Origin of the sequence: Actinophytocola glycyrrhizae (assembly GCF_042653545.1) — a bacterium.
GTDB lineage: Bacteria > Actinomycetota > Actinomycetes > Mycobacteriales > Pseudonocardiaceae > Actinophytocola > Actinophytocola glycyrrhizae.
Window position 1 is genome coordinate 1,177,254 of the sequence record NZ_JBHSIS010000002.1, and the last position, 22,994, is coordinate 1,200,247.

The following is a 22,994-nucleotide window of genomic DNA, read 5'->3' on the forward strand; positions in this document are numbered from 1 at the left end:
CTACAGCCCCCACCCGTGGGCCCCGCACCACCTGTGTGCCGCGGACGCGCGAACGCCGCATCGGGCGGTCGGTCCGCCCCGATGCGGCGTTCGGCGCAAGCCAGGAGGACTCAGATACCCAGCTCCTGCTCGATCATCCGGAGCATGTCGGCGTCGGTGTCCGCCTCGGCGTCGGTGTCGGCGAGGTCGAGCCCGGCCGGGGCCGGGCGCCCGTCGACCCACCGGTCGAGGAAGGTCCGCAGCCGCACGGCGACCCTGGCCCGGGTGAGGCCGTCGGGGGCCTGCCTGCCGAACACCTCGTCCACCTCGTCGAGCCCGGCCAGCAGGGCAGCCACCCCGCTGCGGCCGCCGCCCAGCTCGCCACGCAGGTGGCGGGCGAGGTCGCGGGCGGTCGGGTAGTCGAAGGCGGTCGTCGCGGGCAGGGCCAGCCCGGTGACGGCGGAGAGCCTGCCGGCCAGCTCCACGGCGGTCAGCGAGTCGAAGCCCAGTTCGCCGAACGGCTGGTCCGGTTCGACGGTGCTCGTCCCGCCGCTCGTCCGGTCGTGGCCGAGGACCACGGCTACCGCACCGGTCACCAGCTCCAGCAGCGCCGCGTCCGCCGCGGCGTCGTCGAGCCCGGCGAGCCGGTTCCGCAACTGCTCGCCGCGGTCGGGCTCGGGCTCGGCGACGTGCGCGGCCTCCGCCATGGCCAGCACCTCTGGCAGGTCTTCGACGAGCGTGCTGGGCCGGACCAGGGTGAACGCGGCGGCGAACTGTTCCCACCGCACGTCCGCCACGGTCACGCAGGTCTCGCCCGCGTCGACCGCCTGGCCGAGCGCGGTCAGGGCGACCGGGCCGGGCAGGGCCCGCAGTCCGCGCCGCCGCAGGTACTCGCGGGCGGTGTCGTCGGCGGCCATGCCGGTGTCGGCCCACGGGCCCCACGCCACCGACGTCGCGGCGCGGCCCCGGCCGCGACGCTGCTCGGCGAGCGCGTCGAGGAACGCGTTGCCCGCGGCGTAGGCGGACTGGCCGCCGCTGCCCCAGGTGGCGGCGATGGAGGAGAACAGCACGAACGCCTCGGCGTCGGGCAGCAGCTCGTCCAGGTGCCTTGCACCGTCCACTTTGGCCCGCAGGACATCGGCGAACCCGTCGGTTCCGGTGTCGGTGACCGGGACGGCCGCGGTGACGCCCGCCGCGTGGACCACCGAGCTGACCGGGTGCTCGGCCAGCAGTGCCGCCAGGGCGTCCCGGTCGGCCACGTCGCAGGCGGCGACCGTGGCGGTCGTGCCGAGCGCGGCCAGGTCCGCGACCAGGTCGGCCGCCCCGGGGGCGGCCATGCCGCTGCGTGCGGTGAGCAGGAGCCGCCGCGCGCCGCGTTCGGCCAGCCAGCGGGCGACCTGGGCGCCGAGGGCGCCGGTGCCGCCGGTCACCAGGACGGTCCCGGCCGGGGTCCACCGGTCGGGGCTCGGCTCGCCGAGCGGGGCCCGGCAGAGCCTGCGGGCCATGGCACCGGCAGGCCGCAGCGCCACCTGGTCCTCCCCCGTCCCGGCAAGGACGGCGGCGAGCCGGGTCCCGGCCTGGGTGTCGAGCCGGTCCGGCAGGTCGACCAGGCCACCCCAGGTGCCCGGGTGTTCCAGGGCGAGCACCCGGCCCAGGCCCCAGACCTGTGCCTGGAGCGGGTGAGCGGGCGGGTCGGCCGGGCCGGTGCCGACGGCACCCCGGGTGAGCACCCAGAACGGCGCCGCCACGGCGGCGTCGCGGAGCGCCTGCGCCAGGGCGAGGGTGGCCGCGAGACCGGCGGTGAGGCCGGGGCCGTCGGACTCGTCCATGGCGAGCAGCGACACCACGCCGTCGACCGGGCCCGTCTGTTCCAGCCGCTCGGCCAGGGCCGCGCGATCGGGTTGTCCGACGGTCAGCGGCACGACCGCGGCCCCGTGCTCGGCCAGGATGCCGGCGACCGCGCGGGCTGGTCCGTCGGCGACGCCGGCGGGCGGGAGGGCCAGGAGCCACGTGCCGGTGAGGGCGGCGGGGGTGTCGGCCAGCGGCTTCCAGGTGATCCGGTAGCGCCACTGGTCGGTGGTCGCCTGGTCGTGGAACTGCTTGCGCCAGGCCGAGAGGGCGGGCAGGACGGCGGCCAGCCCGTCGCCCGGTTCGAGGCGCAGCGTGGTGGCGACGGTGTCGACGTCCTGGCTCTCCACCGCGGACCAGAACCGGGTCTCGACCCGGTTCGCGGCCGGGGCCGCCGGGGGCTCTGGCCAGAACCGCTCGTGGTCGAAGGGGTAGGTCGGCAGCGGCACGCGCTGTCCGCCCCACTCCCCGGCCATGGCCGCCCAGTCGACCCCGACGCCCGCGACGTGCAGTTCGGCGAGGGCCCGCAGCAGGGTCTCCGTCTCGTCCCGGCCGTGCCGCAACGTGGCGACGGCGCCGGTGACGTGGGCGGCGAGCGCGGTGTCGGGGCCGATCTCCAGGAACGACGCCACACCCCGCTCCCGCAGCCACGCCACACCGTCGGCGAACCGGACGGTGTCGCGCACCTGCCGCACCCAGTACGCCGGGTCGGTCACCGCACCCGGCAACGGAATCCGGGGGTCGTGGTAGGACAACGACTCCGTCACCACGGCGAACTCGGCCAGCATCGGCTCCATCAACGCCGAGTGGAACGCGTGCGACACGACGAGCCGCTTCACGCGACGGCCTTCGGCCCGCCACCGCTCCTCCAGTGCCGAAATCTCCTCCTCGGTTCCCGACACCACCAGCGACGTCGCACTGTTCACCGCCGCGACGTCGACACCAGCCGGAACGTCCTCTTCGGACACCTCAGCCGCCAGCATCGCCCCGCCCGAAGGCAACGCGGCCATCAGCCGACCCCGAGCAGCCACCAACGCGCAAGCGTCATCCAGCGACAACACCCCGGCCACATGCGCGGCCGAGATCTCGCCGATCGAGTGCCCCAGCAGGAAATCCGGCCGGACGCCCCACGATTCGAGCAACCGGAACAGAGCGACCTCGAGCGCGAAGATCGCCGCCTGCGCACCATCCGTCCGGGCCAACAACACCTCGTCGTCGACCGGAACCCGCTCGAACCGTGAACACACCTCATCCCACGCGGCAGCGAACACCGGGAACGCCGCATACAGTTCCCGGCCCATCCCGGGCCGCTGAGAACCCTGACCGGTGAACAGGAACGCCAGACCGCCCGGCGCGCGCTGCCCGGTCACCAGGCCGGGTGCGTCCGCACCCGCTGCCAGCGCGGTCAGCCCCGCCGTCAGTTCGGCCGTGTCGCGGGCCAGGACCACCGCGCGGCGGGACAACCCCGCGCGGGTCGTGGCCAGGGACACCGCGACGTCGGCCGGCCGCTCGGCACCGACACGGCGCAGGAGCCGGTCCGCCTGGGCGCGCAGTGCCCGCTCGGAGCCCGCGGAGACCAGGTGCGGCAGGACAGCGGGAACCGGGCTGTCCTGCCGCGTCTCGGTCACCTCGTCGCGCACCTCCTCGATGATCGTGTGTGCGTTGGTACCGCTGATGCCGAACGACGACACGCCTGCCCGGCGCGGGCGGCCCGCCGCGGGCCATGGCCGGGGCTCGGTGAGGACGGCGACCGAGCCCGCCGACCAGTCGACGTGCGGGGTCGGGGCGTCCACGTGCAGGGACGCGGGCAGCGTCCCGTTCCGCAGCGCCATCACCGTCTTGATCACCCCGGCGACCCCGGCCGCGGCCTGGGTGTGGCCGATGTTGGACTTGACCGACCCGAGCCACAGCGGCTCGGCGCGGTCGGGCCCGTAGGCACAGATCAGCGCCTCCGCCTCGATCGGGTCGCCGAGCGCGGTGCCGGTGCCGTGCGCCTCGACCGCGTCCACATCGGACGGGACGAGCCCGGCGTCGGACAGGGCATCCCGGATGACCCGCAGCTGGGCGGGTCCGTTCGGGGCGGTGAGCCCGTTCGACGCGCCGTCGGAGTTGACCGCCGATCCGCGGACCACCGCCAGGACCGGGTGCCCGTTGCGGCGGGCGTCGGACAGGCGCTCCACCAGCAGCACGCCGACGCCTTCGCCCCAGCCGGTGCCGTCGGCGGCCGCCGCGAACGGCTTGCACCGCCCGTCGGGCGCGACCCCACGCTGGCGGCTGAACTCGACGAACGCGGCGGGGGTCGACATCACCGTCACGCCACCGGCCAGTGCGAGCGTGCACTCGCCGCGCCGCAGCGCCTGGACGGCCAGGTGCAGGGCGACCAGGGACGACGAGCAGGCGGTGTCGACGGTCATGGCAGGCCCGGACAGGCCGAACGCGTAGGAGACGCGGCCGGAGAGGACACTGGCGGCGTTGCCGGTGCCCAGGTGGCCGTCGAGACCGGCGTCGGAGTCGAGCAGCAGGCCGAGGTAGTCCTGCCCGTTGGTGCCCGCGAAGACGCCGACGCGGTCGCCGTGCACGGACCGCGGGTCGATACCCGCCCGCTCGAACGCCTCCCACGACGCCTCCAGCAGGAGCCGCTGCTGCGGATCCATGGCCAGGGCCTCGCGCGGGGAGATCCCGAAGAGGCGGGCATCGAAGCCACTCGCGTCCGCGAGGAAGCCGCCTTCCCTGGCGTAGGTGGTGCCGGGGCGGTCGGGGTCGTCGTCATGCAGGGTGCCGAGAGGCCAGCCGCGGTCGGCAGGGAACGGGGCCATGGCGTCCACCCCGGTCGAGACCAGCTCCCACAGCTCCTCCGGCGAGGACACCCCGCCGGGGAAGCGGCAGCTCATGGCGACGATCGCGACCGGGTCACCGTCCACCGGGGTGGACGCGGCAGCCGGTTCGGTCCGCGCCGGTCCGGTGTCGGCGAGCAGGCCCACGAGGTGGTCGGCGACGGCGCCCGGGGTCGGGTGGTCGAAGACCAGCCCCGCGGACAGGGTGAGGCCGGTGGCCGCGCCGAGCAGGTTGCGCAGCTCGACGGCGGTCAGCGAGTCGAAACCGAGGTCGCGGAACGCCTTGCCGTCCTCGATCCCGGCGGGTGAGCCGTGGCCGAGCACCGCGGCGACCGTGCCGCGCACCAGGTCCCGTACCGCCCGGCCGCGGTCGGCCGGGGTGAGCGGGGCCAGCCGCGCACGCCAGTCGTCGCCCGCGGTGTCCGGCGTGCCCGTCACGAGTCCGGCCAGCAGCGGGCTGGGCCGGGCGGCGGTGAAGCCCTCGGCGAAGCGTGTCCAGTCGATGTCGGCGACCAGGAGCGGGCCTTCGCCGCTGTCGACGGCGGCGGCCAGGACGGCGATCGCCGTGTCCGGGTTCATCGGCCGCACCCCGCCGCGGCGGAGGCGGTCGGCCAGTCCGTCGTCGGCGGCCATGCCACCACCCGCCCACGGTCCCCAGGCGACGGCGGTGCCCGCTTCACCCTCGGCGCGACGGCGTTCGACCAGCGCGTCGAGCCAGGCGTTGGCGGCGGCGTACCCGGCCTGGCCGGGACTGCCGACCGTGCCGGCAAGCGAGGAGAAGACCACGAACAGGTCCACGTCGCCGGTCAGGTCGTCGAGCGCCGACGCGGCGTCCGCCTTGGCGCGCAACACTTCGGCGAGCCGTTCGGGGGTGAGTGTGTCGAGCACGCCGTCGGCGACGACGCCCGCCGCGTGGACGACGCCGGTCACCGGGTGTTCGGCCAGCAGCGCGGCGAGCGCGTCGCGGTCGGCGACGTCGCAGGCCGCGACGACCGCGGTGGCGCCGAGACCGGCGAGGCGCTCGACCAGGTCGGCCGCGCCAGGGGCGTCGAGTCCGGACCGGCTGGCCAGCACCAGCTTGGGCACGCCGCGCCCGGCCAGCCAGGCGGCGACCTCGGCGCCGATGGCGCCGGTCCCGCCGGTCACCAGCACCGGTCCGGTCGGGGTCCAGGCGGGCCCGGAGGGCGCCGGCCCGGCCGGTTCCATCCGCCTGCCGAACGCCCCGGAGCGCCGCAGGGCGACCTGGTCCTCGACCGAGCCGGACAGCACCGCCGCGAGCCTGCCCCCGGTCACGGGGTCGAGTTCGGTGGGCAGGTCGACCAGCCCGCCGAAGCGGTGCGGCAGTTCGAGGGCGGCGACGCGGCCGAGGCCCCACACGGCGGCCTGGTCGGGGTCGGGTGCCGGGTCGGTCGCGTCGACGGCCACCGCTCCCCTGGTCGCGCACCACAGCGGCGCGTCGATGCCCGCCTCACCCAGTGCCTGCACCAGGGTCACGGTGTCGGCGAGGGACGTGGTGGCGAGGACGCCGCCGAACGGTCCGGCCGGGATCGCGTCCACAGTGGACTCGACGACGTCCGCGCCGCCCGCCTGGAGCGCGGCGCGCAGGGCGGGGTCGGCGGGTCCGGCCAGCAGCCAGGTGCCGGTCAGCGTGCCCGGGGTGTCGGGCAGGGGCCGCCATACGGCGCGGTAGCGCCAGGAGTCGTCGGTGCGGGTCGCGCCCGGCAGCCAGTAGCGCTCGCGTTGGAAGGCGTAGGTGGGCAGGTCGACCGGCTTGCCGCCGGGGAACAGCCTGGTCCAGTCGACGTCGGCGCCGCGCACCCAGGCAGCCCCGGCGGCGGCGAGGACCGTGCGGACCTCGTCCCGGCCGCGTCGCAGCGTGGGCACGGCCCCGTCGACCATGGCGGACAGCACGGCGTCCGGTCCGAGTTCGACGGTGGTGGCGACGTGTTCCCCGGTCAGGCGCCGCATCCCGTCGGCGAACCGGACGGTGTCGCGGACCTGGCGCACCCAGTAGCCGGGGTCGGTGACGTCGCCGTTGCTGTCACCGCCGGTGGTGACCAGCGTGATGCGGGGCCGGTGGAAGGTGAGGGTGGCGGTGACGGCGGCGAACTCGGCGAGCATGGGGTCCATGCGGTGCGAGTGGAAGGCGTGGGAGACCGTGAGCCGTTTGACCCGGCGGCCCTCCCACAACGCCGCCACCCGGTCGATGGCGTGCTCGTCGCCGGAGACGACGACCGCGTCGCGCCCGTTGACGGCGGCGATGTCCGCGCCGGCGGGCAGCAACTCGGTCACCTCGGCCTCGGTGGCCTCGATGGCGAGCATCGCCCCGCCCGGCGGCAGGGCCTGCATCAGCCTGCCGCGGGCGGACACGAGCGCGCAGGCGTCGTCCAGGGACAGCACCCCGGCGACGTGCGCGGCCGCGATCTCGCCGACGGAGTGGCCGAGCAGCACGTCCGGGGTGAGCCCCCAGGACTCCAGCAGCCGGTACAGGCCGACCTCGATCGCGAACAGCGCGGCCTGCGCGTGCCGCGTCTGGTCGAGCCGGTCCTGGTCGTCCCAGGGGATGCCGCCGACCCGCGCCGAGATCTCGTCGACGGTGTCGGCGAACACGGGGAAGGCGGCGTGCAGTTCACGCCCCATCCCGGCACGCTGGGTTCCCTGTCCGGTGAACAGGAACGCCAGTTTGCCCTCGGCGACCGCGCCGCGCGGGGTTCCCGCACCGGCGGCCACCTCGGCGAGGGTGTCGGTCAGTTCGGCGTGGTCGGCGCCGAGCACGACCGCGCGGTGTTCGAGCCCGGCTCTGGTCGCCGCGAGCGACCAGCCGATGTGTCCCGGGTCGGCCGCCGGGTGCGCGCGCAGGCGGTCGGCCTGGGCGCGCAGGGCGGCGGCGCTTCTGGCGGACAGGACCCAGGGCACCACGGGCGGGGTCGCCGCCGGTGTGGTGTGTCCCGGCTGGTTCGGGGGTTCCTCGATGACGACGTGCGCGTTGGTGCCGCTGATGCCGAAGGAGGACACCCCCGCCCGGCGCGGCCTGCCGGTGGTTGGCCACGGCCGGGCGTCGGTGAGGAGTTCGACGGCGCCGGAGGTCCAGTCGACGTGCCTGCTCGGGGTGTCGACTCCGATGGTGGCCGGGAGCGACTCGTGGCGCATGGCCTGCACCATCTTGATCACGCCCGCGACACCCGACGCGGCCTGGGTGTGGCCGATGTTGGACTTGAGCGACCCCAGCCACAGGGGATTCTCACGCTCCTGCCCGTAGGCGGCGAGCACCGCGGTCGCCTCGATGGGGTCGCCGAGGGCGGTGCCGGTGCCGTGTGCCTCCACGACGTCCACATCGGACGGTTGGAGTCCGGCGGCGGCCAGTGCGGCGCGGATCACGCGTTGCTGGGCCGGGCCGTTGGGCGCGGTGAGCCCGTTGGAGGCGCCGTCGGAGTTGACGGCGGAGCCGCGCAGGACCGCCAGGATGTGGTGGCCGTTGCGCTGGGCGTCGGAGAGCCGCTCGACGAGCAGGAGGCCGACGCCCTCGGACCAGCCGGTGCCGTCGGCGGCGTCGGCGAAGGGTTTGCACCGGCCGTCGGCGGCGAGACCGCCCTGGCGGGCGAACTCGGCGAACCCGGCCTGGGTGGCGAGCACGGCCACCCCGCCCGCGACCGCGAGGTCGCACTCGCCGGAGCGCAGTGCCGTCGCCGCCCAGTGCAGGGCGACCAGCGACGACGAGCAGGCCGTGTCGACGGTGACCGCCGGGCCCTCGAGACCGAGGGTGTAGGCGACGCGGCCGGACAGGACGCTGTTGGCGTTGCCGGTCAGGAAGTGCCCTTCCGGTCCGGCGTCCGCGCCGTGACCGTAGAACGAGTGCGACGCGCCGACGAACACCCCGGTCCGGCTGCCGCGCAGCGCGTGCGGGTCGATGCCCGCCCGCTCGACCACCTCCCACGACGCCTCCAGGACGAGCCGCTGTTGGGGGTCCATGGCGGTGGCTTCGCGGGGGGAGATGCCGAACATCGCCGCGTCGAACGTCGTGGCGTCGTGCACGAACCCGCCGACGGGGGTGTAGTCGCGCGGGGCGAGGTCGAAGCCGCGGTCGGCGGGGAACCCGGAGATCGCGTCGGTGCCCTGTGCGACGAGGTCCCACAGGTCGTCGGGGTGCGCGACGCCGCCGGGGTACCGGCAGCTCATGGCGATGATCGCGATCGGCTCGTCGGTGCCGGAGCGGGCCGCGACGGGGTCCGCCGCTGTGGTCGCGCCGGTCAGCGTGGCGAGCAGGTGCGCGCTGAGCGCCGCCGCCGTGGGGTGGTCGAACACCAGGCTGCCGGGCAGGGTGAGCCCGGTGGCAGCGGCGAGCCGATCACGCAGTTCGACCGCGGTGAGGGAGTCGAACCCGAGGTCGGTGAAGGCCCGGTTGCGGTCGACGACGGTGTTTTCGGGGTGGCCGAGCACGGCAGCGGCGTGGGTGCGGACGAGGTCGAGCACGACCCCGGCCCGGTCGGCCTCGGCCACGTCGGCCAGCCGGTGATCGACGACGTCCGCGCGCTGACCGGTGGCGGGCCGGGGGGCGAGGTCGGTGAGCAGCGGGCTCGGGCGGAGCGCGGTGAAGGCCGGGACGAACCGGTCCCACGCGACGTCGGCCACGGTCACGGACGCCTCGCCGGAGTCCACGGCCCTGCCCAGCGCGGTCAGCGCGAGGTCGGGTCGCAGGCCGGTCAGGCCGCGGCGGGCGAGGTAGTCGGCGGCGCCGTCGTGGACGGCCATGCCCGCCCCGGCCCACGGTCCCCAGGCGACCGCGGTGGCGGCGCGTCCTGCGGCCCGGCGGGTGCGGGCGATGGCGTCGAGGAAGGCGTTCCCCGCGGCGTAGGCGGCTTGCCCGCCGCTGCCCCAGGTGCCCGCGATGGACGAGAACAGCACGAACAGGTCCGCGTCCGGCAGCAGTTCGTCCAGGTGTGCGGCCCCGAGTGTCTTGGCCCGGGTCGCGGTGGCGAACCCGTCGGCGGACAGGTCGGCCAGCGGGGTCGTGTCCGCGACCCCGGCGGCGTGGACCACGCCGGTGACGGGGTGTTCGGTCAGCAGCGCGGCGAGCGCGTCGCGGTCGGCGACGTCGCAGGCGGCGACGACCACCTCCGCGCCCAGGTCGGCGAGTTCCGGTGGCACCGCGCCGCCCCGGCGGGAGACCAGCACGATCTTGGGGGTGCCACGGCCCGCGAGCCAGCGGACGGTCTCGACACCCAGTGCGCCGGTGCCGCCGGTGACGAGTACCGCGCCGGATGGTGTCCAGGCGGTGCCGGTGGCCGCTGCGGGCGCCGGCCGGAGCCTGCGCCCGAAGCTGCCGCTGCCGCGCACGGCGACCTGGTCCTCGGTGCCGGTGAGCACGGCGGCGAACCGGGCGCCGGTGGCCGGGTCGAGAACGGCCGGGAGGTCGACCAGCCCGCCCCACCGGTCGGGCGCCTCCAGCGCGGCGACCCGTCCGATCCCCCACACCTGGGCGGCGCCGGGACTGGTGACGGGGTCGGCCGCGCCGACCGAGACCGCGCCCCGGGTGACCGCCCAGAGAGGGCCGGGCAGGTCGGAGCGCAGCAGGTCCAGTGTGGCGGTGACAGTGGCGGTGGCGTCGGTGGCGACGCAGACCACGCCTGCCCAGTCGCCCGGGACGGGCCCGGCGGACTGGACGACCTCGGCCCCGGCGGCGCGCAACGCGCACGCCACGTCGTCGCCCGCGTCCTCGCCCGCGCCGACCACCAGCCAGGTGCCGTGCGGCGCGCCGGTCTCCGCGGTCAGGGGCTGCCACGCCTCTGCGTAGCGCCAGGAGTCGACGGCGGCGTGTTCCCGCCGGTCCCGCCGCCACGTGGCGATCGCGGGGAGGACGGTGCCGAGTTCTGGGCCGGGGTCCAGGCGCAGTGCCTCGGCGAGTTTGCCGGTGTCGCCCGCCTCGACGGCGGCCCAGAACTCGGCCTCGGCCGGGTCGGCCGCCTGCGCGGCGGGTTCGGGGACGAGCCAGTAGCGGCTGCGCTGGAACGGGTAGGTGGGCAGGGCGATCCGGGTGCCGCCCCAAGGGGCGAACACCGCGGCCCAGTCCACGGTGAGTCCTCGGGTCCAGGCGGCGGCGAGGGCACCGAGCAGGGTCCGCGCCTCGTCGTGACCGCGGCGCAGCGCCGGGAGCGCACCGTCGACGTGCGCCGACAGCACCGGATCGGGCCCCAGCTCGACGAACCGGGTGACCCCCGACTCCCTGGCCTCCCGCACCGCGTCGGCGAACCGCACGGTGTCCCGGACCTGGCGGACCCAGTAGACCGGGTCGGTCACCGCACCCCGCAACGGAATCCGGGGTTCGTGATAGGTCACCGACTCCGCGACCTCGGCGAACTCCGCCAGCATCGGCTCCATCAACCGTGAGTGGAACGCGTGCGACACGACGAGCCGCTTCACCCGCCGCCCCTCGGACCGCCACCGCTCCTCCAGAGCCGCGATCTCCTCGTCGGTGCCGGAGACCACAATGGACGACGGGCCGTTGACCGCCGCGAGGTCGACCGTGTCCGGAACGTCCTCTTCGGACACCTCGGCCGCCAGCATCGCCCCACCGGAGGGCAGAGCGGCCATCAACCGGCCACGCGCGGCCACCAACCTGCACGCGTCATCCAACGACCACACACCAGCCACATACGCGGCAGCAAGCTCGCCAACCGAGTGGCCCACCACCCGATCCGGCCGGACGCCCCACGACTCCACAAGCCGGAACAGCGCCACCTCCAACGCGAAAATAGCCACCTGCGCACCGTCGGTCCGGTGCAACGACTCCTCGTCGTCGACCGGCACCTGATCGAACCGCGCACACACCTCGTCCCACGCGGTGGCGAACACCGGGAACGCCGCATACAGTTCCCGGCCCATGCCGACCCGCTGCGAACCCTGGCCCGTGAACAACAACGCCAGACCGCCGGGCTCGACCGACCCGGTGACCACGTCATCGCCGAGGATCACGGCGCGGTGGTCGAGGACGGTGCGGGCGGTGGCCAGGGTGTGCCCGATGTCGACCGGCCGCCCCGGCAGGCCGCCGATCCGGTCGAGCTGGGCGCGCAACGCGGTCCCGGACCTGGCCGAGACGACCATCGGCACGACCTCCGGCGCGGTGCCCGCCTCCGCGGCGGGCGGCGCGGGCGGGGCGTCCTCGATGATCACGTGCGCGTTGGTGCCGCTCACGCCGAACGAGGACACCCCCGCACGGCGGACCCGTTCCCCCTCCTGCCACGGCTGGGCCTCGGTGAGGAGCCGGACGTCGCCCGCCGACCAGTCGATGTGCTGCGACGGCTCGTCCACGTGCAACGTCTTCGGCAGCACGCCTTCCCGCAGCGCCATCACCATCTTGATGACACTCGCGACACCCGCCGCCGTCTGGGCATGCCCGATGTTCGACTTCACCGACCCCAACCACAACGGCCGGTCCCGGTCCTGCCCGTAGGTGGCGAGCACGGCCTGCGCCTCGATCGGATCACCAAGAGCGGTCCCCGTACCGTGCGCCTCCACCACATCCACATCCGACGACACCAGACCGGCACCGTCCAACGCCGCCCGAATCACCCGCTGCTGCGACGGACCATTCGGCGCCGTCAAACCATTCGACGCCCCATCGGAGTTGACGGCGGACCCCCGGACAACGGCGAGCACGTCGTGGCCGTTGCGCCGCGCGTCCGACAGTCGCTCGACCAGCAGCACACCGACGCCCTCGGACCACCCGGTCCCGTCGGCGGCGGCGGCGAACGACTTGCACCGGCCGTCGGCGGCGACACCGTTCTGCCGGGTGAACTCGGTGAAGATGCCGGGGGTGGCCATGACGTTCACGCCGCCCGCCAGCGCCATCGAGCATTCGCCCGCACGCAGTGCCTGGACGGCCAGGTGCAGGGCGACGAGCGACGACGAGCACGCCGTGTCGACGGTGACGGCGGGGCCTTCGAGGCCGAAGGTGTAGGCGATGCGGCCGGAGGCGACGCTGGTGGAGGTGCCGGTCAGTGACAGGCCGGCGACCTCGTCGGGGATCTCCCCGCTGAGCCCGTAGAGCGAGTTGGCCGCGCCGACGAACACGCCGACGGGTGTGCCACGCAGCGACAGGGGCGCGATCCCGGCCCGCTCGAACACCTCCCACGCGGCCTCCAGCAGGAGCCGCTGCTGCGGGTCCATCGCCAGGGCCTCGCGGGGTGAGATGCCGAAGAGGTCGGCGTCGAAGTCGCCCGCGTCGTGGACGAACCCGCCTTCCCCGGTCCGGCTCGCCCCGGTGAGGGCGGAGAGGTCCCAGCCGCGGTCGGCGGGGAACGCGCCGACGGCGTCGCCTCCCGCGTCGACGAGCCGCCACAGGTCGTCGGGCGAGGACACCCCGCCCGGGAAGCGGCAGCTCATGCCGACGATGACGACCGGGTCGTCAGCATGGCCGGTCCCGGTGCGCGCGGCCGGGGCGACCGGTTTCGTTGTGTCGTCGAGAAGTGTGGTGCGCAGCCGCTCGGCGAGCGCCTCGGGAGTCGGGTGGTCGAACACGACGGTCGCGGGCAGCCGCATTCCGGTCGCGGTGCCGAGCCGGTTGCGTAGTTCGACGGCGGTCAGGGAGTCGAAACCGAGTTCGGAGAACGCGCGCCCGGGTTCGATCGCGTCGGCGTGACCGTGTCCGAGGACGGCGGCCGCCTCGGCGCGGACCAGGTCGGTGAGCAGACGCCGGGCGTCCTCGGGTGTCCTGCCCGTGAGCCGCTCGGCGAGGCCTCCGTCGGCGACCACTCGTTTCGGGGCGGACCGGACGAGCGCACGCAGCAGCGGCGGGACACGGTCGGACGGGACCGTGCCGAGGCGGGCTGGGACGACGTGGGCGTGGCCGGTGCGGTGGGCCAGGTCGAACAACGCGAGACCGTCCGCATCGGACAGTGCGGGGCCCAGACGTGTCTTGTCCACAGCGCTCAGACCGCCGCTGATGCCACTGGCCCGCTCCCATAATCCCCACGCCAGGGAAACAGCGGGCAGTCCGGCGGCCCGCCGCTGGAACGCGAGACCATCCAGTACCGCGTTGGCGGCGGCGTAGTTGGCCTGTCCCGCGGTACCGAACAACGCCGACGCCGAGGAGTAGAGGGCGAACACCGCCAGGTCGAGGTCCCGGGTGAGGTCGTGCAGCACGAGGGCCGCGTCGACCTTCGGCCGGAAGGCGATGTCGATCCGTTCGGGGGTCATCGCGTCGACCAGACCGTCGTCGACCACCCCGGCGGCGTGCACCACCCCGGTCAACGGATGCTCGGCGGGGATGTCCGCCAGCACCGCGGCGACAGCGTCCCGATCGGACACATCACACGGGATCACCCGCACGTCCGCGTCCAGATCAGGCACCTCTCCACCGCCACGGCTCAGCAGAACCAGATGCCGAACCCCATGTGTGGTGACCAGGTGCTCGGCCAGCAGCGAACCGAGCGCACCGGTGCCACCCGTGATGAGAACCGTGCCTTCGGGGTCGAGCGTGCGGGGCATCGTCAGCACGTTCTTGCCGATGTGCCTGCCCTGTCCCACGAACCGGAACGCGGACTTGGCGTCCCGCACGTCCCACGCCCGGACCGGGGAGACCTGGAGCGCTCCGCTGCCGAAGAGGTCGAGCAGTTCGGACAGCATCTCCTGAACGCGGTCATGCCCGGCCTCACTGAGGTCGAACGCCCGGTACGCGACACCCTCCGGGGCACGCAGGTCGGCCTTGCCCATCTCGACGAACCGCCCGCCCGGCCGCAGCAGCCGCAGGGAGGCGTCGATGAACTCACCGGTCAGCGAGTTCAGCACGACATCCACCGGCCCGAACTTCTCGGCGAACCCGGTGTCCCGCGACGACGCCAACCGCTCCACAGGCAGACCGGTGGCGTCCCACTTGCCCGGACTCGCGGTACCGAGGACACGCGCACCGAAGTGATGGGCCACCTGAACCGCGGCCATCCCGACCCCGCCCGCGGCGGCATGCACGAGGATCGACTCACCGGCCCGAAGCCCGGCCAGATCCACCAGCGCGTAGTAGGCGGTCAGGAACGCCATCGGCACCGACGCCGCCTCGGCGAAGGTCCACTCGGCGGGCATCGGCGCCACCAACCGGCGATCCGCCACCGCGTGTGGCCCGAAGCCACCCGACACCAACCCGAACACCCGATCACCGGGCACCAGGTCCGCGACCTCGGCACCGACCTCGATCACCACCCCCGCCGCTTCGGACCCCATCTCCGCGGCCTCCGGATACGTACCCAACGCGATCAGCACATCCCGGAAGTTCAGCCCCGCCGCACGCACCTCGATCCGGACGTCGCGCGGCCCGAGGACGACCGGCTCGGCGGGGATCAGGGCGAGGTCGTCCAGGGAGCCTGCCGCAACCGTGTCCAAGTGCCAGTCCGGTTCCTCCGGCAACGGCAACGCACCGGCCCGCACGAGCCGCGGCACCAGCACCTCACCGCCACGGACCGCGACCTGCGGCTCGTCGGGCCCCGCCCACACCGGCACGTCCCGCGGACCGTCCGTGTCGACCAGTACGAACCGGCCAGGATGCTCCGACTGCGCCGACCGCACCAGACCCCACGCACCGGCAGCGGCCGGGTCGACGGACTCGGCGGTCACGGCGACGGCGTCGCGGGTCACCAGCACGAGCGGGGTGTCCGTGCCGGACGCCAGCCGCTCCCGCACGATCGCCAACGCGCGGTGGGCGACCTCGCGCGGGTCGCCCGCGGTCAGGTGCACGATGTCGGCGGCGACGGGCGCGGCGGGCGCCTGGGTCCACTGGACGGTGTAGAGGGCGTCGCCGACCGGGCGTGCGCGGCCCGCGGCGACGGGCCGCAGCGTCAGGGAGTCGACGGTGAGGACGGGTCCGCCCGCTCCGTCGGTGGCGGTCACGGCGACGGAGTCCGCGCCTGCCGGGGTGAGCCGCACCCGCAGGGCGGCGGCCTTGGTGGCGTGCAGGGTCACCCCGGACCAGGAGAAGGGCAACCGGGCCGCACCGGCGGCGAGATCGCTCGCGGCGAGGGCGTGCAGGGCGGCGTCCAGCAGCGCCGGGTGCAGACCGAAACCGGCCGCCTGGGCGACGTCGGGCAACACCACCTCGGCGAGGACATCGCCGCCCGCGCGCCAGACCGACCGCAGCCCGCGGAAGCCGGGGCCGTAGCGGAGACCGGCGTCGGCCAGGCCGTCGTAGAGGCCGTCGAGCGGGACCGGTTCGGCGTCGGCGGGCGGCCAGGTGTCGTCGTCCCTGGCCGGGAGGGGGCCGTCGGGGGCGACGACGCCGCTGGCGTGGCGGGTCCAGTCGGCGGTGTCGCAGGGGCGGGCGTAGACGGCCACCTGGGCGGGGTTCTCGCCGGTGACCAGCACCTGCACGTCGACGGCGCCGTGGGCGGGCAGTGTCAGCGGCACTTCCAGGGTCAGCTCGTCCACGGTGGGGTGGCCGGTCTGGTCGCCGGCGTGCCGGACCATCTCGATCAGCGCGGTGCCGGGCACGACGACCTCGTCGAGCACCACGTGGTCGGCGAGCCACGGCTGCGCCGAGAGCGACAACCGTCCGGTGAGGACGATCCCGTCTCCGGTCGCCAGCGGGACGGCCGCGCCGAGGAGGGGTTCCTGGACGGCGGCCCAGTACCGCTCGCGCTGGAACGCGTAGGTCGGCACGTCCACGACCCGGGCGTCCCAGGTCCCGTACACGGCTGCCCAGTCGACCTCGGCGCCCCGCGTCCATGCCGCGCCTAGCGCGGCGAACACGGTGCCCGCCTCGTCCCGGCCGCGCCGCACCAACGGGACGGCACCTTCGACGTGCGCGGACAGCACGGGATCAGGCCCCAGCTCCAGGAAGGTGGCCACGCCCCGCTCCCGCAACGCCGTGACCCCGTCGGCGAACCGCACTGTGTCGCGTACCTGCCGCACCCAGTACGCCGGGTCGGTCACCGCACCCGGCAACGGAATCCGCGGCTCGTGGAAGGACAACGACTCCGCCACTGCCGCGAACTCGGCCAGCATCGGCTCCATCAGCCTCGAATGGAACGCGTGCGACACGACAAGCCGCTTCACCCGACGGCCCTCGGACCGCCACCGCTGCTCCAGCGCCGAGATCTCCTCCTCGGTCCCCGACACCACCAGCGACGTCGCACCGTTCACCGCCGCGACATCGATTCCGGCGGGAACGTCCTCTTCGGACACCTCAGCCGCCAGCATCGCCCCACCCGAAGGCAACGCAGCCATCAACCGCCCACGCGCAGCGACCAGCGTGCACGCGTCATCCAGGGACAACACCCCGGCCACGTGCGCGGCCGAGATCTCACCGATCGAGTGACCCAACAGGTGATCCGGCGCAAGGCCCCACGACTCCAGCAACCGGAACAGAGCGACCTCGAGCGCGAAGATCGCCGCCTGCGCACCATCGGTCCGGTTCAACAACTCCTCGTCGTCGACCGGCACCCGGTCGAACCGCGAACACACCTCGTCCCACGTCCGCGCGAAGACCGGGAACGCCGCATACAACTCACGACCCATCCCGGGCCGCTGCGAACCCTGACCGGTGAACAGGAACGCCAGACCGCCGTCGGCCACCGACCCCGTGACCGTGGTCCCGCCGACCAGTGCGGCCCGGTGCGCCCACCGCGCACGGGTGGTGGCCAGGGAGAGGCCGATGTCCACACGCCGCGTCCCGGCCTCGTCCAGGAACTCGCGTACCCGCGCGACCTGGTCGCCCACCACGGCCGCGGTGGGCGCGGAGACCGGCAGCGGAACGGCCGCGATGTCTGCGCCGGGGGGCGTCACCTCGACGGCGGGCGGCTGCTCGATGATCACGTGCGCGTTGGTGCCGCTCATCCCGAACGACGACACACCCGCCCGCCTGCTCCGGTCCGCCGGCCAGTCACGTGCCTGCGCGAGCAGCGCGACCGCGCCCGCCGACCAGTCCACGTGCGGCGACGGCGTTTCGGCCCGCAGCGACGCGGGCAGTGTGCCCGCCCGCATGGCCATGACCATCTTGATCACGCTGGCGACACCTGCCGCGGCCTGGGTGTGCCCGATGTTGGACTTCACCGAGCCCAGCCAGAGCGGCACGTCCCGGTCCTGCCCGTAGGTGGCCAGGATCGCCTGCGCCTCGATCGGGTCCCCGAGCCGTGTCCCGGTGCCGTGTGCCTCGACCACGTCCACATCGGACGCGACGAGCCGGGCGTTGGCCAGCGCGGCCCGGATCACGCGCTGCTGCGACGGTCCGTTCGGCGCGGTCAGTCCGTTGGACGCGCCGTCCTGGTTGACCGCGGAACCCCGCACGACCGCGAGTACCCGGTGCCCGTTGCGCACCGCGTCGGACAACCGCTCGACCAGCAGCACACCGACGCCCTCGGACCACGCGGTCCCGTCGGCCTCGGCGGAGAACGGCTTGCACCGCCCGTCGGCGGCCAGTCCGCGCTGGCGGCTGAACTCGACGAACGCGCCCGGGGTGGCCATCACGGTGACACCGCCCGCGACGGCCAGCGAGCACTCACCGGCCCGGAGTGCCTGGGCGGCCAGGTGCAGGGCGACCAACGACGACGAGCACGCGGTGTCCACGGTCACCGCGGGCCCTTCCAGCCCGAACGCGTAGGAGATCCGCCCGGACATGACGCTCGCGGCGGCCCCGGTGCTGACGTGCCCTTCGAGTGCTTCGGCGTTGAGCAGGGTCAGCCGGGTGTAGTCCTGTCCGTTGGTGCCCGCGAAAACACCGGTACGGCTGCCCCGCAGGGATCGCGGATCGATCCCCGCCCGCTCGAACACCTCCCACGTCGCCTCCAGCAACAACCGCTGCTGCGGATCCATCGCCACAGCCTCCCGCGGCGACACCCCGAACAACCCCGCATCAAAATCCGCCACACCAGAAACGAACCCACCCACCCGGGCAGACGACGTACCGGTGGCATCAGGGTCGTCGGCGAACAACGCGTCGAGATCCCAGCCGCGGTCGGTCGGGAACGGCCCCATGACGTCGCCGCCGGCCGACACCAACTCCCACAGCGCCTCGGGCGAGTCGACGCCGCCGGGGAAGCGACAGCTCATGCCCACGATCGCGACCGGCTCGTCGTCCACCGGCCCGGCAACGACCACGGCTGGTTCCTCGGCACCGCCGAACAGCCGGGTGAGGAGGTGGTCGACCAGCGTGGACGCGTTCGGGTAGTCGAACACCAGGCTCGCGGGCAACGACAGCCCGGTCGCCGCGACGAGCCGGTCCCGCAGCTCGACCGCGGTCAGCGAGTCGAACCCGAGATCACGGAAGGGCCGGTCCACCTCGACCGCGGCCGGGTCCTCGTGCCCGAGGACGGCGGCGGTCTCGGTGCGCACGGTGTCGGCGACGGCGCGGCGGCGCTCGTCCCCGGTGAGTCCGGCCCACGCGCCGACCCGCTCGGCCGCGGGTTCCGGCCCGGCGGGTGCGAGGTGGGTGAGCAGCGGGCTGGGCCTGCCGGTGGTGAACGCGGCAGCGAACCGCTCCCAGTCCACGTCGGCCACCGTCACACAGGTTTCGCCACCGTCCACCGCCGCCGCCAACGCGGACACCGCCAACGCCGGACTCATGGCGTTCAGGCCACGGCGGCCGAAGTACTCCACCGCGCCCTCGGTGTCGCCGAGCATGCCCGCCCCGGCCCACGGCCCCCACGCCACCGACGTCGCCACCAACCCGCGACGGCGCCGATCCTCGGCAAGCGCATCCAGGTACGCGTTCGCCGCCGAGTACGGCCCCTGTCCACCGCTCCCCCACACACCGGCGATCGACGAGAACAACACGAACGCCTCGACATCCGGCAACAACTCGTCCAGATACCGCGCCCCCAGCACCTTCGCCGCCACCGCCTCCGCGAACCCGGCCGCAGAAAGATCCATGATCCGCGACGGCCGATCCACCCCAGCCGCGTGGACCACAGCCGTCACCGGATGCTCGGCAAGCACCTCCGCGAGCGAATCCCGGTCCGCCACATCACAAGCGACCACCACGGCCTCGGACCCGAGTCCGGCCAGTTCCGCGACCAGCTCGGCGGCGCCCGGCGCGGAGCTACCTCGCCGACTCGCCAGCACCAGCCGCCGCGCGCCGCGCCCCGCCAGCCACCGCGCCACCTGCGCACCCAGCCCACCAGTGCCGCCCGTGATCAACACCGGACCGGTCGGCACCCATTCCGCGACCGGGTCGTCCCCTGACGGTGCCCGCACCAGGCGGCGGGCCAGCACCTTGCCGCCGGTTACCGCGACCTGGTCCTCCCGCCCGTCCGCCAGCACACCGGCGAACGCCGTCCCGGAAACACGGTCGAGCACCTCGGGCAGCTCAACCAGCCCGCCCCACCGCTCCGGCACCTCCAGCGCGGCAACGCGACCGAGTCCCCAGACCAACGCGCCGTCCGGACCCGCTGTGGCCCTGGTCGCGGCCCACACCCGGCCACCGAGGTTCGCCTTGATCAGCTCGATCGTCCCCTCGGCGTCCAACAGGGACACCACACCCGCCCAGTCACCGGCCTCTGGCCGGTCGGCGGTGACCGCGTCGGCGCCACCGGCCCGCAGTGCGGCGACGACATCGTCCCCACCCGAGCCGACGACGAGCCACGAGCCGGACAGGGTGCCCGTCCGCCGCTCGACCGGCTCCCACTCGATCCGGTAACGCCAACAGTCCACAAGGGACTGTTCGCGCCTGCTCCGCCGCCACGCGGACAACGCCCCGACGACGCCGTCCAGGCCGTCCGGCGCGACGCCGATGGTCTCGGCGACGGTCGCGGCGTCACCGGACTCGACGGCGTCCCAGAAGCGTCCCTCGATCGGGTCGTCGCGCGTCTCCCCTGGCGTGGGCGGGTCGATCCAGTACCGGGCGCGCTGGAACGGGTAGGTCGGCAGCGGCACCCGCCTGCCGCCGGGCGCGAGCCGCGCCCAGTCGACGTCGACACCCCGGACGTATGCTCCCGCGACCGCGGACAGCGTGGTACCGACCTCGTCGCGGCCGCGGCGCAGCAGCGGACAGGCGTTGTCGACGTGGGCCGAGAGCGCCCCGTCCGGGCCGAGTTCGAGGAAGGTGGTCACGCCTTCGGCGACCAGCCTCCGCACACCGTCGGCGAAGCGCACGGTGTCCCGCACCTGCCGCACCCAGTACGCCGGATCAGTCACCGCACCCGGCAGCGAAATCCGGGGCTCCTGGTAGGACAGGGACTCCGCGACAACGGCGAACTCGGCCAGCATCGGCTCCATCAGCCTGGAGTGGAAGGCGTGCGACACGACAAGACGCCTGACCCGTCGCCCTTCGGCCCGCCACCGCTCCTCCAGCGCCGAAATCTCGTCCTCGGCCCCCGACACCACGAGCGACGTCGCGCTGTTGACCGCCGCGACGTCGACACCGGCCGGAACGTCCTCTTCGGACAGCTCCGCCGCCAGCATCGCCCCACCCGAAGGCAACGCGGCCATCAACCGGCCACGAGCAGCCACCAACGTGCACGCATCCTCCAGGGACAACACACCGGCCACATGCGCGGCCGCGATCTCGCCGATCGAGTGCCCCAGCAGGAAGTCCGGGTGGACACCCCACGACTCCAGCAACCGGAACAGGGCGACCTCGAGCGCGAAGATCGCGGTCTGCGCACCGTCGGTCCGGTTCAACAACTCCTCGTCGTCGACCGGCACCCGCTCGAACCGCGAACACACCTCGTCCCACGCGGCGGCGAACACCGGGAACGCCGCATACAGTTCCCGGCCCATGCCGACCCGCTGCGAACCCTGGCCCGTGAACAGGAACGCCGTCCGCCCCTCGGTGTCGACTCCGCTGACCCGGTTGTCCCCGAGCAGCACGGCACGGTGCGCCAGCCGCGCCCGGGTCGTCGCCAGCGAGAACCCGACGTCGACCGGATCGGGCAGCGCGCGGACGGACGCCACCAACTCGTCCAGCGCGGCCGCCGACCTGGCCGACACCACCAACGGCACGGTCCCCCACGGAACGGTCCGGGCAGCGGGTTCCGCCGCCGCACCTGCCTGCGCCTCTTCGATGATGACGTGCGCGTTGGTGCCGCTGACGCCGAACGCGGACACGCCGGCCCGGCGCGGACGACCGTCCACGGTCCAGTCGCGGGCCTCGGTCAGCAGGGACACCGCGCCGCGCGACCACGGCACGCCCGGGGTGGGGCTGTCGACATGCAGGGTGGCCGGCATGCGGCGGTGCCGCAGGGCCTGCACCGTCTTGATGACACCGGCCAGGCCGGACGCGGCCTGGGTGTGCCCGATGTTGGACTTGAGCGACCCCAGCCACAGCGGCTCGGACCGGTCCTTCCCGTAGGTGGCCAGCAACGCCGACGCCTCGATCGGGTCGCCGAGCCGGGTGCCCGTGCCGTGTCCCTCGACCAGGTCGACCTCGGCGGGCGCGAGCCGGGCACCGGCCAGCGCGGCGCGGATGACCCGTTGCTGGGCCGGCCCGTTGGGCGCGGTGAGGCCGTTGGAGGCGCCGTCGGAGTTGACCGCGGAGCCGCGAACGACCGCCAGCACCTCGCGGCCGTCGCGCACGGCGTCGGACAGCCGCTGCACCAGCAGCACCGCCGCGCCCTCGGCCCAGCCGGTCCCGTCGGCCGCGGCGGCGAACGACTTGCAGCGGCCGTCCTCCGCGATGCCGCCCTGCCGGGCGAACTCGGCGTAGGTGGACGGCGACGGCATGACCGTGACACCGCCGACCACCGCGGCGTCGCACTCCCCGCCCCGCAGCGCCTGCACCGCCATGTGCAGCGCCACCAACGACGACGAGCAGGCGGTGTCCACGGTGACCGCCGGGCCTTCCAGCCCGAACGCGTACGCCACCCGGCCGGAGATCACGCTGTTCGCGGTCCCGGTCAGCGCGTGCCCCGCCAACTCGGCCGGCACGTCGGCACCGGCGCCGTAGCCGGCGTCGGAGGCGCCGACGAACACCCCGGTCCTGCTGCCGCGCAACGCGTCCGGGGCGATCCCCGCCCGCTCCAGCGTTTCCCACACCACCTCCAGCAGCACCCGTTGCTGCGGGTCCATGGCGGTGGCCTCGCGCGGCGAGATCCCGAACAGCCCGGCGTCGAAGGCGGTCGCGTGGTCGATGAACCCGCCGACCTTGGCGTACGCGGCCGGTCCGGTGTCCCAGCCGCGGTCGGTGGGGAAGGCGGTGACCGCGTCGCCGCCGGTGGCGACGAGCCGCCACAGGTCGTCGGGCCCGGCAACGCCACCGGGGAGCCTGCAGCCGGTCCCGACGATCGCGATGGGCTCGCGGGCGGCGGCGGTGAGGCGCCGGTTCTGCTCCCGGAGCCGCTCGGTCTCCTTGAGGGACGCGCGCAGGGCTTCGACGGTCCGTTCCTCGCGTGTGGTCATGGTTCTGCTCCGAGTCATCGGGGT

Annotated in this window: 1 protein-coding gene; it reads right to left on the reverse strand. The window is 74.3% G+C overall.

The features are described 5' to 3' along the window. Nucleotides 1-110 precede the first annotated feature (110 nt). Nucleotides 111-22,970 carry a type I polyketide synthase gene (locus tag ACFPCV_RS05125; RefSeq protein ID WP_378054831.1) on the reverse strand — a complete coding sequence of 7,620 codons (22,860 nt, stop codon included), beginning with the start codon at nt 22,968-22,970 and terminating at the stop codon, nt 111-113. Between the last annotated feature and the right edge of the window lie 24 nt (nt 22,971-22,994).

What these genes read in the sequence shown, in the direction of transcription:
- ACFPCV_RS05125 (WP_378054831.1), bottom strand. Translation starts at nt 22,970, where the DNA reads ATGACCACACGCGAGGAACGGACCGTCGAAGCCCTGCGCGCGTCCCTC.